Consider the following 13,476-nt stretch of genomic DNA (forward strand, 5'->3'; position numbering starts at 1 on the left):
CGACGGCGGCGTGACCGCGGTCCAGCAAGCCCGGTCGCGGCGGACAGCCGGCCAGGTCTGCGTCGGCCGGTGTTGTGCGGCACGCCGATGCGTCCGAGACGGATGCGGCCCGAGGTGCTGCGGCGACAGCGGGCCAATGCCGGCTAGGCCGGGCCGGTACACGGCGGTGCGGGGGTGCGGATGTCGGCGGTGTAGGCGCGGGCGAAGAACAGCACTCCTTCGTCGGGTGCGGCTGTCGGATCTGGCGCCGGCACGCCTGTGGCGGTCTGGAACTGTCGTTGCGTGGCGAGGAGTTCGCCGGTGTCGGGGTTGAAGATGAGGGTGCGGCGCAGCAGGTTCGGGCCGAGCGGGGTGAGCAGCACGGTGCTGACCGCGATGCCGGGCCGGCCGAGCGGGTCGCGGACGCCGGTGCGGACCTCGATGTCGGGCTGGTCGGCGAGCATCCGCAGCAGCGCGGCGCGTGCGGCGCGGGAGAGGATCCGGTTGATGGCTTCCTCGCCGATCTGGCCGAACAGATCGATGCCGTAGGGGTCGGTGCGGGTTGCCAGGGTTGCGCCCGTGCCGGTGAGGCGGTGCAGTTCCGCTGCCGGGTCGGTGCCGAGCGGGCCGTCCCACCGGCCGGGTTCGTCCCAGGTCTGGTCGGACAGGGCCGGGCAGAGCGGCTCGGCGCCGGTGAGCGTGTGCAGCATTGCCCGGCCGCTGCTCGGCTTCGTCCACGTGGTCAGCAGCCGGTGCACGAGCGGACCGGCAGGCCCGGTCGGGGTGAGGTCGCCGTCACGCTCGGCGGATCGGGTGGCGATGTACTCGTAGGCGCCGTGCTGCCCGTCGGTGGCCGCAGCCTGGAGCCGACCGGCCCACCCGGTCAAGAAGCTCCGCGAGTCTGCGACCGGCGCCGCCGCTGACGGGCTGGCGGAGCCCGGTGGCGGACTCGACGCGGGTGTCCCGGCCGGTTGGGGCCGATTGGCCGCCTGCGGTGTGGGGCGGGTGTCGGCGGCCTGCCAGCGTAGGGCGATCCCGGCAGCCAGGAGCGCGACGACGAGCACAGCGGCTGCGGCCGGGGTGAGCCATCGGCGTGTGCGGGACACGGTCATGAGGGGTGCGGCTCCTTCGAGACGATGGGATTGACGGTTCAGCTGGTGGTTCCGCGAGCAGGTCGTGCGGTGAAGGCATCAGCTGGTGTGGCTGAGCTGGCGCCCAAGGGTGCGGTGGTTTATCACCGCGAGTGGGCTGGTCACCTTCAGCCAGCCACGCGGGTTTGATCGGCGCTGGCCATGCCGCCACCGGCGGCAAGCGCGTGCGATGGTCAGTCAGGCGATGCAGAGGTCGGCGGCCCGCTGGACGCGGATGCGGGATCCGCCAACTGGCCGTCTCGGCGTTGCGGACTCGACGAGGAGCGCATGGACCTTGCCGTACGACAGGCCGAGCTCGGCGGCGACCGTCCGGATCGGCAGCTGCCTGTCGACATAGCGTTTGACCACCTCGGCGGTCTGGTCGGTACGGCGCTGGCTGCCCTGGGGAGCCAGCGTGGTGTGCCGGTCGACCGTTCGCGGTACCGGGTCGGTCCGGTGTGGCGGACGACCGCCTTGGTCGTGCCCGGCCGTCAGGGACGGCCTCGACGACGGCGGCGTCTGAGCCGCGGCTCGGTTCGGGGGCTGCATCATCTGGTGGATCTCCTGCGGCTGGGCTTGTCGCGATCAGGGCTCTGGACTGCCGCGGGCCGGGGTTGTGGCGGCCGCGGTGACGCTGGCTGCTGGAACGGCGTCGCAGCAGCCAGCGGCGTCGGATCGTCAGCCGGCCCCGGCGACAACCGCGATGAGGCCCGCGTGGCGGGTCCAGTCGTTGCGGGCTTCATCCGGTCTTGTCCGCGGTGGCCGGGAACTCGTACAGCCAGTACTGCTGTTCGTCGATGCGCTGTGCGTGTACGTCGCCGGAGAGGCGGTGCAGCATGAGCCGGACCACGCGGGCCATGTGCCGTACCTCGTCGGTGCGGGCGCAGAAGTCCAGCGCGATGAGGCCGTTCTGCGTCGCGGCGGTGTGGTACATCGCGGTGACGAGCTCGCCGAAGGCGGTGGCCGCCCGGGCGTCGGCTTGGGCGGCGACGAACCCGCAGTACCAGATGCGCCGTTCGGCGTAGTGGAGCGGCCAGCGCCGGGCGAAGTAGGGCGGTGAGATCAGCGGCACCGCGTCCAGGTCGTTGGTGTAGGTCGACAGCCCGCGGATGGTGCCGTCGTCGTCCAGGTACAGGTATTTGCTGACCCGTGGGTCGTCCATCACGTCGTCGAACTCGTGGCGGTACATGAGGTGGCGCTGCACGGCGAGGGCGTTGAGTTCGGCGAACGCTGCGCTGTAGAGCGTCCAGGCGGTCTCGCGGTGTTCGCTGTCGAGCTGGTCGGCGATTTTGACGGCCATCATTGTTCCTCGTGGGTCCGGGGGAAGCTGCGGTTGATGGGTGTACCGGGTGTGGGCGGCCGGCCCTGGTGTTTCGGGGATGGCGTGGTCAGCGGCGTTCGTCCCGTTGTGGTGTGGGCGCTGCCACGGTGAGCACGACGTGGCCGCCGTGCGTGCTGGTCGGGGTGCGTGTGGCGTCGGCCGGGGTGTGGTTGTGGTGCAGGAGTCCGGCGAGGCCGAACGCGGCTCGGGCGGTGGCGGTCACCCCGAGCGCGGCGAGTTGGTGGCGGGCCTGATCGATGTGTGCCGTGCCGGCGCGGACGACGTGACGGTGGCCGCGGGGCAGGACGGCGTTCGCGGGCAGGGCCAGGTCCGGGAATGCGGCGGCTGGGTCGGGCAGCGCGTCGCTGGCGGCTGGGCCGGTGGCGGGGCTACGGCCGGGGTCGCGGTTAGTTGGCCATCCGCTGGAGGGCGGGCCGGTGACGGCGGTCAGGGCGGTGGGCCAGCCCAGCAGCCGCAGCGCGGTGTCGACGCCGACACACAGGTCGCCTAGCGGCATCCACAACTGCGCCGGCGGGCCCGGCAGCGTGTCGAGGACTTCGACGAGCAGGGTCGCGACGGCGAAGTGCCCGTGGTTGCCGTGTGGGCCGGGCGGGGTGACGTCGGCGGCGCCGATCCGGGCCGCGTGGCGTTTGCTGGCTGCGACGGCGTCGGCGTAGGTGCCGGTCACGATCGTCTCGCCGGACTCCGGAAACGCCAGCATCTCCGGGTTGCCCGGCACCAGGCCAGTCGACGGATCGGCCGGGCCGGACGGTCCGGCGCTGGTCGGCTCGGTGCCGGTGGGCAGGAAGATCGTGAGGTCCATGCCGGCCGTCCGGGCCGCGATGCGGACCGAGGCGGCATAGGTGTCGCAGCCGGTGCAGGCGCCGCACACCGCCAGGTGCAGATGATCCCGCCCACCATGGCGGGCGATCTTCACCGTCCGCGCGGCCAGCGACGTCAGGCACCGGTCGAGGAACGGTTCCAGCAGCGGCAGCACCAGTACCGTCGCGTGCTCGCCCACGCCGGGCAGGGCCCGCAGTGTGCTGCTCAGCGGTGCGGTAAACATGCGTTCTTCCTCCACTCTGGCTCGGTGCTGCTGGCGCGTCGTGTCGTAGTGGGCGCCGCGGGGTGCCGGCGACAGCGTCGTATCCCCCGATCTGCGCGGCGGCGGAAGCGCTGTGATTGGGTCATAAGGTGTTGGGACCGAGCGGAGCCGGGACCTGGTCAGGTGGTGCCGCCGCGTCAAAGGTCGTTGTGGTGGACGAGGGTGGTAGGCCCCCGGCCGCGGCGGTTGCGGCGCACGGCTCGCCGGTCGTGGCGGTGCAGCGCCAGTACCGGACGTTGTGCCCCTCGCGGACGATCCGTTCGGCGACCCCGTCTTTGACGAGCCGATCCAGGACGGGCCACAGCCGCACGCTCTGCTCGTACGGGGTGAGCCGCAACGCGGCGGCGAGGTCGGTTGTCGATGCGGGCGGCTGATCAGGTCCTGGCAGCATGGCCAGGACCTGATCCCGCAGCTGCTGCAACTGCGCACTGCGCCACCCGCCGGTGCCGGTCGGCACTGCCCCGCCCGCACCGGCACCGGCCACGGCCGCTGATCCACGGGGTGCGCCCGCGCGTTGGTCACGTCCGGCCGCGACGTGTGGTCCCGACCGTGGGTGTGCCCGAGTCGGGTCCTGGTTGGGGAGCAGCGTCATCGGGGGTCTCCTGCGGCTGGTCGTGCACGAGCGACAGTCGCACGCTGAGGCGGGCGGGCCCGGCCTGCCTCAGCGTGCGCCGGGTGGTGGTGCTAGGCGGTCATCGGGTGAATGCTGGGCGGAGCCGGCGGATGCGGTCCTGTGCTGCGGTGTCGAGCGGCCGGGCCGGCACGCACAGGCATAGCTGCTGCCGGCGGTCCCGGATCGTGGTCCACACCCAGAGCCGCAAGGGCATCCAGGTCAGGTCCGTGTAGACGGTCGGCGCCGTGCATGGGCTGTCCGCGCTGGTCTCCCGGCTCGCCATGCCCACCGCCGCCCACACCGGACGCTGACCCGGCGGGGTGCTTGCAGGCTCGGAGGTGAGCTGGTGGAGGCTCGGGGAACCGGAGTCGCCGTAGCAGGCGCCGCCGCCGAGGCAGACCTCACCGAGGCCGAGGAACCCGCCGGTGCAGTCGCCGGCCGGGCGGCGCACCGTGTCCTCCTGCTGCAGCATCGCCGGCGGACCCGCGGTGGGCGGGTAGGCGGTGAGGCCCCAGCCGACGAGCCGGACGCCACCGGCCTCGGGAACCGGCTGCACGTCCAGCTGCATGGGCGGCGTCGACACCGGGCGGGTGAGCTCGACGAGCGCGTAGTCGGCGACCGGCGACGCCGGCCAGTTCGCCGCCCAGGCCCACTGCGGCGCCAGGTAGACCGCCTTGCCGGTGACGAGCTCCCCGCCGCTGGTGCGGTCGAGGCTGCCGACCCGGACCGTGACGTTGCCGGCCGGGACCGCGACCGCGGCCGGCGCGACGGCCTCGTCGCTGACGCAGTGCGCGGCGGTGAGGACCCAGTCCGGGCGGATCAGGGTCCCGCCGCACAGCGCGGTGCCGAGGCCGGGGAAGACGATCTGGACGGCAGCCACGCCGTCGTAGGGGCGGGCGGCGTCACCGCCGCCGACAATCGCCGCGGCGGGTGCGGCCGGCGCGACGGCGCCGATCGTGGCGGCGACGGCGAGCGCGGTCGTCGCCAGGGCCAGCCGTCGTGGTGCGAGGTTCATCGGTTCCTTCCGTGATGCGTGTCGTGGTGCGTGCGAGGGGTGGTGCGGACCCGGCGCGCGGTCGCGCCGGGTTTCCTGAACAGCGATCGGCCGGCCCGGGGCGAGGCGGTAACCTCCACCACGCCGACCTGCGTAGCGGTAGCGACGCAGTGTCCGGTGGCAGGGCAATGCGGGTCGCCGGCGCCGGTGCGGTAGTCGTGCAGCGGCGCGGTGCGCCGGCCCGCACCCACGGAGTGCGACGGGAACGGTCCGTTGAGGCGCTCGACGTACAGCAGCGCGATCTGCGCGGCGAGATTCCCGCAGGGGCTGTGACCGTGCAGCCCAGCGGCGGCGAGCGCCTGCCCAGGGCGACCGGGGCGGCCGGGCAGCATCTGCCGCTGGCGGGTCGCCTCAGCGGCAAGGCCCAGCAACGTCACTCGCGGCAGGCCGTCGACCAGCGCGTACGCCATCCGGAACACCTCGATGCGAGGGTTGGCGGCGGCGTACGGCTCGATGATCAGCCGCAGCGCGTGCAGGATGCCGGCGAACACCTGCCGGTCGTCGTCCACTAGATCATTCGAACCCGAACGATCGGCCATGAGGGTTCCGGCGGTGGCCGGGCTTTGCGGGTCCGGTGGCGGGCTGCTTGACGATGATGACGGACGGGTTCGTCCTCGCGGGGCCGGCAGAGGCTGGAGATCTGGCCCAAGAGGGGTTCGCGGTGGGCTCGTGGCCGGTCCACGGACCGGCTCAGGTGATGCCCCTGCGTGGAGCGTCGTTGCGGTGGGCGCGGGCGACGCCCGCCGTCGCCGGTGTGGGAGTTCGAGGCTCATGCCGAATCCTCGGGGTCTGTGCCGGTGCCGGTGGTGTTCCATCGGATGCCGATGGCCTCGGCGGCGGCGATCTGGTCCGCGGCCAGCCGGCCCGCCTGGTGATCGCTGTGGAGCCGTGACAGGAAGACGCTGAGATTCACGCCGTCTTCCCGCAGCGTCCGTGGCGGTTGCGTGTTCCCGGTCCGTTCGGCGTAGCGGCGCACGGCGGCGAACCGTTTCCACCACTGCTGCTCCCGCAAGGACCAGACCATGCCCATCGCGTCGAGGGTCGCCTTGGTCGAATCGGCAAGCCGGCCAGCCGCCAGTTCGATGCGTCGGCACGAAAGCCAGTGGTAGACGTTGATGTCGTTGACGGTGGTGCCGGGGGCCATGTTGAGGTGGCCGTGCTCGGCGTAGAAGACACGCGTCGCGGCCAGGCCGTCGTCCCAGCTGGCGTTGGGATCCCACACGATGCCGAGGCGTTCCAGCAGCTCGACGCGGTGGGGGGCGAGTTTGCCGCGTTTCTGCTGGGTCCGCTGCCGGGTGAGCCATCCGGACGCGTTGATGCCGTCGGGCCGGAAATCTTCCGGGACGGCGAGATGCCCGTGCTCGGCATGGAACGCCTGCACGGCCGCGAACATCCGCTGCCAATCCGCCTCGAACACGTCGAACTCAAGCCCGAGCGCGCACAGCGCCGTGTACCGCTCGGGCAGCAGCCGCCCCTTGTTCTGCAGCGTGCGCTGGTGTTTGATCCACCGGTCGACGTTGACGCCCTGTTCCCGGTGTCCGACGGGGGCCCGGGTGTGGCCGTGGCGCTGCTGGAACGCCTGCAGCGCGGCGTACCCGACCAGCCAGTCGGACGTGCTGTGCTCGAGCACCCGGACGGTGATGTGGTGCAGGACGTTCTGCAGGTCGTATCCGTCGGGCAGCCGCATCACGACGCGGGGCGGCAGCGTCGCAGGACCGCCGGCCGCCAGGGTGGTGCGCTGGGTGTCCAGGTCGGCGGCGAGCGCATGGTCATGGGCCCGTAGCGCCTGCACGATCTTGCACAGGGTGGTCCACTCGTCGAGGTTGTCGGGGATGTGGTCCGGGTCGTCGGGCAGCAGGACCGGGACCAGAATCGTGGCGATGCCGGAACCTTCGGGGTTGCGGCGCAGCGCCCGTCCGACCGCCTGGATGATGTCGGCTTCGGAGTGTTTGGGGTGGGTGAAGGTGACCGCGTCGACGGCGGGCACGTCGACGCCTTCGGCGAGGCAGCGGACATTCGACAGGACCGTCCAGCCGCTCTGGGGCGGGTCGGCCAGCGCGGCCAGGGCAATGCGGCGCTGCGCCGCGTTCTGGGTGCCGTCGACGTGGACCGGGGTGAGATGCCCTTTCGGACGCCGGTCCTCTGGCAGGGCGCTCACGGTCCCACGCAGGGTCCGGGTGAACTCGGCGGAGTCTTCGACGCGGGGGCAGAACACCATGATCCGGCGCAGCCCGAACTCGACCGCCGCGCCGGCCAGCGCGGTCTGCACGACCGCGGTGCGCAGTGGAGCTTGGTGGGAACCGACGACGGTGTCACCGGACATGCCCTGCAGCAGGGTCAGGACCTCGGTGCGAGTGACGCCGACCACGAGCACGCGATAGTCGTCCAGCCAGCCCTCATCGATGGCCCGCGCGAAGGGATAGCTGTAGAGGCGCTCGCCGAAGATCGTGGCATCGTCCATCGAGACGATGTCGTCGGTGGTGCGGGCGTTGCGGCGCGGCGACAGCATCCGGGGTGTTGCGGTGAGGTACAGCCGGCGCCGGGCCGGCAGCGACGCGTCGTGGTGCACCAACGCGCCGTGTTTCCCCGCCCGCCCGGCAGTGCGGTGCGCCTCGTCGACGACCAGCAGTTCCGCGATCACCCTGGCAGCGGCCAGCCCGCGACCGGCGGTACCGGCCGACTGATGCGTGGTCAGCATCAGCCGCAGCCCGCCGCCGACGCCCTGCCGCAGCCACGCGGCAATCACGTCCGGATCAGTGGTGACCGGGCAATCCAGCTCCGAGGCGTGCATCGAGGCGTCGGCGACACTGTCGTCGCTGCACACCGCCAGCACATCACCGGCCGCGCCACCCGTGCTCCACACCGCCAGCGTCTGCGCGACCAACGCCAGCGACGGGCAGGCGATGACCACCAGCCCGGCCGGGACCAGCCGAACCGCCGCATGCGCGGCCACGAGCGTTTTGCCCGAGCCACACGCCGCGATCAGCTGCCCCCGGCTGCCGCCGGCCAGACCAGCCACGATCGCGGCGACCGCGTCAGCCTGATACCCGCGCAGCCCCGGCAACCCTCGACCAGCGCCCAACGCCGATGTCCTCGTCGTGGTGCGCGTCCGCGCTGCGACGCTCATCGAGCGTCCGCCGCGGTGTGCGGGGCCGGACCGGCGGCGATCAGAATGTGCTGCGCCGAGATCGGTGTCCGGCCGGGGACGAGCCAGCTCGTACCGGTCAGGCCTTCCCCCGCCCCGCGCTGCGCCGTCGCGGTCACCACGCCCCACCACCCGGCCTGGTACGCGGCAGCCGCCGCATCCGCTGCAGGGCCAGCACACCAGCGTGGTCGACGTGGTCCGGCTGATACCCGGCTGCGGCCAGCAGCCGCTTGCCGATCGGGTCGACAGCGATCGCGTACGCGGCCTCCCCGGCCGCGTCGAGCTTGCGGTGATGAGCCTCCAGCAGCTGCCGGGCCGCGCCCCTGCCGCGTCTGCCCGGGTCCGTGCCGACCGCGACCAGGTACGCGGGCACCGTCGCCGGCTCCGCGGCCGCGGGGCTTCGGCGCAGCAGCGCGCTGAGCGTGTCCAGTTCGGGAACGCTTCGAATGTCGCCATCCAGGTTCAGGGCCGCCGCGTCGGCGGGCAGCCAGATGGCCGCTGCGAGATCGTCCGCGTAGAGGTACACCGCGCCGTGGACGACGGCTTGGGCCGTCACCGCGGCGAACCAGCGGTGCAGCGCCACCGCGTGCCCGTCGTCCCTGTCTTCTGCCAGCAGTGGGCGCAGCTGCGCAACGCACGCCGTGGCCAGCACGGACGCGACGTCGGCGACGTCGGCCGGGTGCGCAGCCGCGAGCCAGCGGATGCGCGAGCGATGCGGAATCGTCGGTGGCGGCAGCTGCGACCGGCGGACAGCAGTCACCCCCGCAGCTCCCGCCAGGAGCGGGCCCGACGCCGCGGATGGCGCATCCGGCCGTCGTATGGCCGGGCCCGCGCCGTGCCGGTGTGGTGGCGGGTTCAGCGCAGACATTGGATCGCCTCGTGCAGCAGGATGCCGACCTCGTGCTGGGCGTCGGCGTCGTCGGGTTCGTCGAGCCAGGCGGCGACGATGTGCAGCAGGCGTTCGGCTTGGACGACGCGGTGCCAGCCGGCCGCCCATCGGGTGGCGGGCAGCCCGCCGCGGTCGTGTTCGGCGGCCCGGTCGCCGCCGGCGGCGAGGTAGGTGTCGAGGACCTCGTCGTGGGCGTCGAACGCGGTGCTATAGCTGTCGCCGCCCAGCGGCAGGCAGCCGAGCAGGTCGAGCAGGCCGGGGCCTCGGCAGGCCCAGCCCCAGCCGAGGACATAGACGGTGCCGTCCGCGGTGGGGAACAAGGCGCTGGGGTCGAGGCGGCTGTGGCACAGGCCGTAGGGGTCTGTGGTGGCACCGCTGCTGCGATGCTGGCCGAGGCTTCGCAGGTAGGCCAGATCGGCGGCGATGCGGTCACTGTCCGGCCAGCGGCCCACCCCTTCGGCGCGCAACGCGTCCAGATGCGCCAAGGCCCGCGCCGGCAGCGACGCCAGGTGGGCCGCGTCGAGCACCGGCAGCCAGGCCGGTGCCGGGGTGGTGTGGATGGCGTGCACCGTGCGGGGCCAGGCATCGCTCGGCAACGGCAACGGCGCCGGCCCGAGGTCCTGCAGCAGCAGCCCATCAGCCAGGGATTCGTGTGCCGTGGCCAGGATCGCCGGCACGGCGACAGGAGCGGTGCTGCCGGTCCGCTGCCCGGAGACCGCCGAGGCCGCAGGGCCGGGCGGGGCGGCGGCGTGGAGCGCAGCGAGGGTAGCAGCCTCGGTGCGTAGCGGACCGGTGAGCCGTTTCCAGAACAGGGTGCCGCCGTCAGCGAGTTCGACGCGGTCGGCTTCCAGCAGCCGGCTGCGGCGCACCGCCCGGACCGTGCCGACCTGCCGGCCGTCCACGATGAGCGGGTCCGGGCCGCCGCCGTGGTGCGCGTCGCTGCCGGTGGCGGGCCGTCGCCGTCGGGGGTCCATCAGCGTGTCGGCGATACGTTGCAGCACCGCCGAGTCCGGCACCACACCGGCGGACGTGCCGGGGCGCAGCTGCCGCCTGACGCGGCGGCCTCGGCGTTGGTCACTGGTCATGCCATGTCCTGGCCGGGGTGCGCAGGCTGGCGGATCGGCATGGCGTCCCCTTCGGGCTAGGCAACGCATCGGGTTGCTGTCGTCGGGTGATCGGGCGGGTCGCGAAGGTGCGGCGCGGTACCGTCAGCGCTTCGGCGGGTCCGGGGTGCACAACGGTGGGCAGCTGCAGCACCTCGATCGCCGTGCACGCCGAGCTCCACACCAGCGCCGTCAGTCCGGCGAAGTCGGCCGCGGTGCGGCGGCCCCGTGCCGCGGCGATGACATACGGCCGGACCCGGCCGCCCGTCCTGGCCGTCTCGGCGGCGCGGCACGCGGCGAGCACCCGACGCTCGAGCACGCCAGCGTCGCGGCGCAGCCCGCACCGGCACATGTAGCCGCGAACGTGACCGCCAAGGTCGGGCATCACATCGGGGACGAGGGGGGAGCGGCAATCGGCGCAGTGCACCCGCCGCCACAGCGGCCACCGCCGTAGTCCGTGCCGGGTCATCGCCGCACCCCAAGCCCGGGATCGCCGGGGGTGGTCGAGGCGAGCAGCAGCCGATGCAGCCGGTCCGGATCGGCGTGCACCGCCGCACCGTCGAGGCGGTCGGCGATCCTGCCGCCGTCGAGGGCCACGACATCATCGGCGGTAGCCGTGACGAGACCGAGGTGCTGCTCGGCGAGCAGCACGCCGATGCCGTCGGCGGCGAGCCCGGTCACGAGCGTGGCGAGCCGGTTGATGACTTGGGGGGCGAGCCCTTCGGCGGGTTCGTCGAGCAGCAGCACGTCGGGGTGTCCGACGAGGGCCCGGGCGATGGCGACCATCTGCTGCTCGCCGCCGGACAGCTGGTGCGGCAGGTGCCGCAGCCGGCCGGCCAGTTCGGGGAACAGCACCGCGATCCGGTCGGGCATGCTGACGCGCCAGCCCCGCAGGGGCCGGCCGCGGCTCGTAACGGCCAGGTGTTCGGCAACGGTGAGCGTGGTGAACAGCCGCCGGTCCTGCGGCACGAGACCGATCCCCGCGCGCTGCCACTCGCGGACTGCCCGCACCGGCTGGAGCGGCTGAAGCCGGGCCGGCTTGCCGTCGACGATCTCGCTGCCGCGCCCGGGCGTGCCGTGGAAGGTGATGGTCCCGGCCTCCAGGTCCCCGGAGGCGATGGCGCCGAGCAGGGTGGATTTCCCGGCGCCGTTGCGGCCGACGACCGCCGTGACGGCCCCGGCCCGGACCGTCAGTTCGATGTCGTGCAGGACGGTGGCGGCACCGCGACGCACGTGCAGGCCCCGCACCTCCAGCAGCGCCCCGGCCGTACCGGGCCGCTCGCCACCGACCGCCGACGCTGCTGCTGGCACGGCCCGTCCGCCGGACAGGCCGGCGGCGGCCTCGTCGCCCAGGTAGACGCGGCGGACCTGCGGGTCGGCCTGGACGGCTCTTGGTGGGCCGGTGGCGATGACGGTGCCACGGGCGAGGACGGTGACGTGGTCGGCGAGGTCGAACACGAAGCGGGTGTCGTGGTCGACGAGCACGACCGCGACATCGTTGGGCAGGGCGCGCAGGAGGGCGGCGAGCGCCGCGGTGCCGGTCGTGTCGAGGCCGGCGGTCGGCTCGTCCAGCAGCAGCACCCGCGGCCGGGCCACGACGGCGATGAGCAGTTCCAGGAGCCGCTGCTGCCCGTAGGGCAGCAGCCCCGCCGGGACGTACGCGGCGGTGAGGAGCCCGGCCGCCTCGGCGAGCCCGGTCACGTCGACCGCCTGCGCACCGCGGCCGCTCGTGCGGGCGGCGGTGTGGGTGAGAGCGAGGTTGTCGGCGACGCTAAGTTCGGCCGCGATGGCCGGGTGCTGGAAGGTCCGGGCGATGCCCAGCCGGGCGCGGCGGTGGTCGGGCAGCCTGGTGATGTCCCGCCCGTCGAGGCTGATCGTGCCGGCGTCAGGGCGCCGGGTGCCAGCGAGCAGGGCCAGCAGGGTGCTTTTCCCGGCGCCGTTGGGGCCGATGACCGCACTGCAGCCCGGCCCGGCAGTGAGGGTGACGTCGTGCAGGGCGGTCACGCTGCCGTACCGGACGGTCAGCCCCTGCGCGTGCAGGCCGCTCATCGGGCCGGCTCCTGGACCGGGTCGGTGCGCGGCGCCGCCGGATCGTCTGCCGCCGTGGCATCGGCAGGTTCCGGCGGCGCCGCAGCTACGGTGCCGGTCCCGGCGGCACGGGCCCGGCGGCGGGCACGGCGCAGCGGTTCGAACGCCACCAGCAGGAACACCACGCCGAGCAGCAGCGGCGCGTGTGCCCCAGTGACCGGTGCGGCCCAGTCCCGGACCACGATCAGACCGCCGGCGGCGAGCAGCGTCACGATGATGGACCGGCCGCCGACGATCGCGGCGACGAGCGCGAGCGCGGACACGTCGAAGGCCAGATCGGCCGGGGACAGAAAGTGGTGGGCGGCGGCGACGAGCGCGCCCGCCGACCCGGCCACGGCGGCGGCCAATGCCTGAGCGGCGATGAGCTGCCGGGCGACGGGATGGCCGTTCGCGCGCATCCGCAGCTCGTGCCCGGCGATCCCGCGCAGGATCAGCCCGAACCGGGACCGGTGCGCCACGACCACCCCGGCGGTGATCAGCACCGCCCACACGAGGACATACAGGTAGGCCCAGCCGTCCCGGACCACCGGCCCCAGACCCGGCAGCGGAACCACCGGCGGGACGGGCAGGCCGTCGCTGCCGCCGGTCACCGCCCGGGCCTGGACCGCGACCGTGCCGGCAAGCTCCCCGACGGCGAGGGTGATCATCAGGTAGGTGACGGCGCGGGCCCGCACGGCGACCGCGCCGACCAGCGCCCCGACACTCGCCGCCGCTGTCGCGGCAGCGGCCAGTTGCACCGGCCCGGACGTAGTGACGTGCTGGGCGAAGGCGGCGGCGGTGTAGGCGCCGATACCCAGGTATGCGCCCTGACCGATGGTGTGCAGCCCCGCGGTCGCCGCCAGCCACTGCGTGCTCACGGCGAGCAGGCCGAAGGTGAGCGCTGCGGTGGCCACGGTGATCACGTAGCCGTTGACCAGCCACGGCAACGCGGCGAGCACGGCGAGCAGGCCAGCTATGACCAGGACAGTGGCCCAGCGGCGGGCCGGGCCGGTCATCGCGGCTGTCCGCGGCTTCGGCCAGCGGATCGGGTGCGGCATCGGACTGCTTCC

Annotated in this window: 14 protein-coding genes; all 14 read right to left on the reverse strand. The window is 73.4% G+C overall.

Annotated features, from left to right (window positions below):
• Positions 1-143 precede the first annotated feature (143 nt).
• Complete coding sequence (locus tag ACQPY0_RS00555; RefSeq protein WP_432982907.1) at positions 144-866, reverse strand: hypothetical protein; 723 nt, start codon at positions 864-866, stop codon at positions 144-146.
• A gap of 441 nt (positions 867-1,307) precedes the next feature.
• Positions 1,308-1,661: a helix-turn-helix domain-containing protein gene (locus tag ACQPY0_RS00560; protein ID WP_432982910.1), complete on the reverse strand. Its 354-nt coding sequence runs from the start codon at positions 1,659-1,661 to the stop codon at positions 1,308-1,310.
• A 187-nt stretch (positions 1,662-1,848) separates the two neighbouring features.
• The gene (locus ACQPY0_RS00565) at positions 1,849-2,412 is read right to left on the reverse strand and encodes a hypothetical protein (RefSeq protein ID WP_432982913.1); all 564 of its coding nucleotides are present in this window, start codon (positions 2,410-2,412) and stop codon (positions 1,849-1,851) included.
• A gap of 85 nt (positions 2,413-2,497) precedes the next feature.
• Entirely contained in the window at positions 2,498-3,496 is a 999-nt protein-coding gene (locus tag ACQPY0_RS00570; protein ID WP_432982916.1) for a hypothetical protein, read from the reverse strand.
• Between the two features lie 121 nt (positions 3,497-3,617).
• Positions 3,618-4,019 carry a hypothetical protein gene (locus ACQPY0_RS00575; RefSeq protein ID WP_432982919.1) on the reverse strand — a complete coding sequence of 134 codons (402 nt, stop codon included), beginning with the start codon at positions 4,017-4,019 and terminating at the stop codon, positions 3,618-3,620.
• Positions 4,020-4,227: 208 nt separating this feature from the next.
• On the reverse strand, positions 4,228-5,163 hold the full coding sequence (locus tag ACQPY0_RS00580) for a S1 family peptidase (RefSeq protein WP_432982922.1): 936 nt from the start codon (positions 5,161-5,163) through the stop codon (positions 4,228-4,230).
• Complete coding sequence (locus ACQPY0_RS00585; protein WP_432982925.1) at positions 5,160-5,711, reverse strand: hypothetical protein; 552 nt, start codon at positions 5,709-5,711, stop codon at positions 5,160-5,162. The genes ACQPY0_RS00580 and ACQPY0_RS00585 overlap by 4 nt, the downstream gene beginning before the upstream one ends.
• Before the next feature lie 260 nt (positions 5,712-5,971).
• The gene (locus tag ACQPY0_RS00590; protein ID WP_432982928.1) at positions 5,972-8,284 is read right to left on the reverse strand and encodes a Helicase associated domain protein; all 2,313 of its coding nucleotides are present in this window, start codon (positions 8,282-8,284) and stop codon (positions 5,972-5,974) included.
• Positions 8,285-8,325: 41 nt separating this feature from the next.
• Positions 8,326-8,466 carry a hypothetical protein gene (locus ACQPY0_RS00595; protein WP_432982931.1) on the reverse strand — a complete coding sequence of 47 codons (141 nt, stop codon included), beginning with the start codon at positions 8,464-8,466 and terminating at the stop codon, positions 8,326-8,328.
• Positions 8,463-9,107 carry a hypothetical protein gene (locus tag ACQPY0_RS00600; RefSeq protein WP_432982934.1) on the reverse strand — a complete coding sequence of 215 codons (645 nt, stop codon included), beginning with the start codon at positions 9,105-9,107 and terminating at the stop codon, positions 8,463-8,465. The genes ACQPY0_RS00595 and ACQPY0_RS00600 overlap by 4 nt, the downstream gene beginning before the upstream one ends.
• A gap of 95 nt (positions 9,108-9,202) precedes the next feature.
• On the reverse strand, positions 9,203-10,321 hold the full coding sequence (locus tag ACQPY0_RS00605) for a hypothetical protein (RefSeq protein ID WP_432982937.1): 1,119 nt from the start codon (positions 10,319-10,321) through the stop codon (positions 9,203-9,205).
• Positions 10,311-10,808: a hypothetical protein gene (locus ACQPY0_RS00610; RefSeq protein WP_432982940.1), complete on the reverse strand. Its 498-nt coding sequence runs from the start codon at positions 10,806-10,808 to the stop codon at positions 10,311-10,313. The genes ACQPY0_RS00605 and ACQPY0_RS00610 overlap by 11 nt, the downstream gene beginning before the upstream one ends.
• Positions 10,805-12,388, reverse strand: a complete 1,584-nt coding sequence (locus ACQPY0_RS00615; RefSeq protein ID WP_432982943.1) for an ATP-binding cassette domain-containing protein — start codon at positions 12,386-12,388, stop codon at positions 10,805-10,807. Before ACQPY0_RS00615 ends, ACQPY0_RS00610 begins: the two co-directional genes overlap by 4 nt.
• Entirely contained in the window at positions 12,385-13,464 is a 1,080-nt protein-coding gene (locus ACQPY0_RS00620; RefSeq protein ID WP_432982946.1) for a branched-chain amino acid ABC transporter permease, read from the reverse strand. Before ACQPY0_RS00620 ends, ACQPY0_RS00615 begins: the two co-directional genes overlap by 4 nt.
• Positions 13,465-13,476 lie beyond the last annotated feature (12 nt).

This window comes from Dactylosporangium sp. CA-233914 (assembly GCF_050942935.1).
GTDB lineage: Bacteria > Actinomycetota > Actinomycetes > Mycobacteriales > Micromonosporaceae > Dactylosporangium.

Bases quoted from the DNA above. Each gene is read 5' to 3' on its own strand.
- ACQPY0_RS00620 (WP_432982946.1), bottom strand. From the start codon at position 13,464: ATGCCGCACCCGATCCGCTGGCCGAAGCCGCGGACAGCCGCGATGACC.
- ACQPY0_RS00610 (WP_432982940.1), bottom strand. From the start codon at position 10,808: ATGACCCGGCACGGACTACGGCGGTGGCCGCTGTGGCGGCGGGTGCAC.
- ACQPY0_RS00615 (WP_432982943.1), bottom strand. From the start codon at position 12,388: ATGAGCGGCCTGCACGCGCAGGGGCTGACCGTCCGGTACGGCAGCGTG.
- ACQPY0_RS00605 (WP_432982937.1), bottom strand. From the start codon at position 10,321: ATGACCAGTGACCAACGCCGAGGCCGCCGCGTCAGGCGGCAGCTGCGC.
- ACQPY0_RS00560 (WP_432982910.1), bottom strand. From the start codon at position 1,661: ATGATGCAGCCCCCGAACCGAGCCGCGGCTCAGACGCCGCCGTCGTCG.
- ACQPY0_RS00570 (WP_432982916.1), bottom strand. From the start codon at position 3,496: ATGTTTACCGCACCGCTGAGCAGCACACTGCGGGCCCTGCCCGGCGTG.
- ACQPY0_RS00580 (WP_432982922.1), bottom strand. From the start codon at position 5,163: ATGAACCTCGCACCACGACGGCTGGCCCTGGCGACGACCGCGCTCGCC.
- ACQPY0_RS00565 (WP_432982913.1), bottom strand. From the start codon at position 2,412: ATGATGGCCGTCAAAATCGCCGACCAGCTCGACAGCGAACACCGCGAG.